Here is a 2,475-nt window from a genome sequence, read left to right as displayed (position 1 = left end):
TACGTGAATGTTTACAGGGAGTTCGCCGACACTGGTGCCTTATCGCTGGGTTGATAGGAGGAGCGCATGGCCTAAATTCTACGAGTAGTCCAGGGCGCCTGCAAGGCATCTCGTGATTTCGTGAATATTTCGCTCCTGAACCGTCCCGGTCTCTAAAAAACTCGGGGCGGTGCATTTTTCGTTTTTTGCTCATTATGAGAATCTGCCGACCATCGCAATATGTTATGCCGCCCACTGCTAAGGAGTCGAAATAAAATAACTTGCGCGTTTCGAATCCTCCACAGGCCTGTGACCTGCGATGATGCTCTCGATCACGTATTTGTTACTTCATTACGTCCCCTAAGGAGAAATTCGGAGCGGACACGGTCCCGACCAGCGCGTTCAACCCGCGGACCAGCAGCGACCGTACCGTGATTTTGGTGTGGCCGAACGCCGCGCCCTGCTTGCCTGGTCCGTAGACCCGCCGCTGGCAGGAGCGGAACCAGCACTCGAGGCCGACGATCCCGTCGGGCTCGTTCGTGGGGATATTCGTGACTATGAAGCTGACCGCGAGGGCGTGGTCGGCCACGCCCTCGGGAGCCAGCGTCAGCTGGCCCTGCCCCGCCAGGGACCGGCGCCGTCGGCGCCGTCCCGCCCGCTTCGTGGCCGGCTTCCGCGACGACCCGGTGCTGCGTATACCCGTCACCTGACGGGTGCCTTTCGTCTGGGATGTCGTGTTGGTGTGGTGGCCCCTATGCTCCCTGCGCGACAGGCACCCGTTCACGTCCCACGGGTCAACAGTCGACCACCATCCCCGCCCTACTGGCGGATCTAGGTCTGAACGCCTCCGTAACGGTCCAGCCGCGGACTATTACGGAAGACAGCAGCACCCAGGCGTAGACCGGATCACGGCGACGCCGCCGCGGCCCGGAACGCCGAACAACCGGTCACCTAAGAGCGATCGTGAGGTTGGGTGTGGTGGCCACGCGGACGTCGTCCATGGTGACGCCGGGCGCGGTCTCCCGCAGGATCAGGCCGATGCCGGGCTCGATGTCGATCACTGCCAGGTCGGTGATGACGCGATGCACACAGGCCTGTCCGGTCAGCGGCAGCGTGCACTCGTCGAGGAGCTTGTGGCTGCCGTCCCGGGCAACATGCTCCATCATCACGACGACCCGCCGGGCACCGTGGACTAGGTCCATGGCGCCGCCCATGCCCTTGACCATCTTTCCGGGGATCATCCAGTTGGAGAGGTCCCCGGCGGCGGACACCTGCATAGCACCCAGGATTGCGACGTCGACGTGCCCGCCGCGGATCATGCCGAATGACGTCGCTGAGTCGAAGGTGCTGGCTCCGCGCAGGAGCGTGACGGTCTGTTTGCCCGCATTGATCAGATCGGGGTCGACCTCGTCGTCGTAGGGGAAGGGGCCGACGCCGAGGAGTCCGTTCTCGCTGTGCAAGATGACCGTGACACAGGGTGGGAGATGGTTCGCTACCAGGGTCGGCAGGCCGATGCCCAGATTGACGTACTGGCCGTCGGTCAGCTCGGCGGCCACCTGTTTAGCCATCTGCTCGCGGGTCCAGCTCATCGGGAACTCACCGTCCTCTTCTCGATCCGCTTTTCGGTGGTGGGGACGTGGACGACGCGCTGCACGAAGATGCCGGGGGTGTGGATTTCGGCCGGGTCGAGCTCGCCGGGTTCGACGAGCTCCTCCACCTCGGCGATCGTCACCCTGCCCGCGGCGGCGCACAACGGGTTGAAGTTCGCGGCGCTCCCCCGGTATATGAGGTTGCCATGCCGGTCGCCCTTCCAAGCATGGACCAACGCGAACTGGCAAACGATCGCCCGCTCCAGCACATAGCGGACCCCGTCGAATTCCCGGGTCTCCTTCGACGGCGACGGGAGCGCAACGCCACCGGCCCCGTCATACCGCCACGGCAGACCGCCGTCGGCAACCTGGGTCCCCACCCCCGCCGGAGTATAGAAAGCCGGGATCCCCGCCCCGCCGGCCCGCAGCCGTTCGGCCAGCGTCCCCTGGGGAATGAGCTCGACCTCCAATTCCCCGCCGAGGAACTGCCGCTCGAACTCCCTGTTCTCCCCCACATAGGATCCGATCAGGCGATGGATGCGGCCGGCGTCCAGGAGCACACCCAGCCCCCAGCCGTCGACCCCACAGTTGTTACTGACGATTTCGAGATCGGTGACATTGGCGTTCAGCAACGCCTCGATCAGCGTGCTCGGGATGCCGCACACCCCGAACCCACCCACCGCCAACGATGCTCCGTCACGGATATCGTCGATCGCCTTAGCTGCACTTGGGACGACTTTGTCCACTGTTCGCCCACCCCTTCTCTTGCCGCCGATCCCGCGTTGGCGTGCAGGAACACGACCGACATTCGATCATTCCGATCTTCGCCCCGGGCCCGATCGCTGAATCGACCAGCAGGAAGACCGACGGATAGTGCGCGCCGGCTCAAATCGGTGCGGTCAGGGGA

Annotated in this window: 3 protein-coding genes; all 3 read right to left on the bottom strand. The window is 64.1% G+C overall.

The features are described 5' to 3' along the window. Window positions 1-322: 322 nt before the first annotated feature. Window positions 323-685: a hypothetical protein gene (locus AC08OQ_RS17540; RefSeq protein WP_476602032.1), complete on the bottom strand. Its 363-nt coding sequence runs from the start codon at window positions 683-685 to the stop codon at window positions 323-325. Window positions 686-926: 241 nt separating this feature from the next. After that, a complete protein-coding gene (locus AC08OQ_RS17535; protein ID WP_476592484.1) occupies window positions 927-1,568 on the bottom strand; it encodes a CoA transferase subunit B in 642 nt (213 codons plus the stop codon). Next, on the bottom strand, window positions 1,565-2,314 hold the full coding sequence (locus AC08OQ_RS17530; RefSeq protein WP_476602033.1) for a CoA transferase subunit A: 750 nt from the start codon (window positions 2,312-2,314) through the stop codon (window positions 1,565-1,567). The genes AC08OQ_RS17535 and AC08OQ_RS17530 overlap by 4 nt, the downstream gene beginning before the upstream one ends. Window positions 2,315-2,475 lie beyond the last annotated feature (161 nt).

Source organism: Frankia sp. CcCS3 (assembly GCF_977927575.1).
This window is presented reverse-complemented; position numbering and strand designations above follow the sequence as displayed.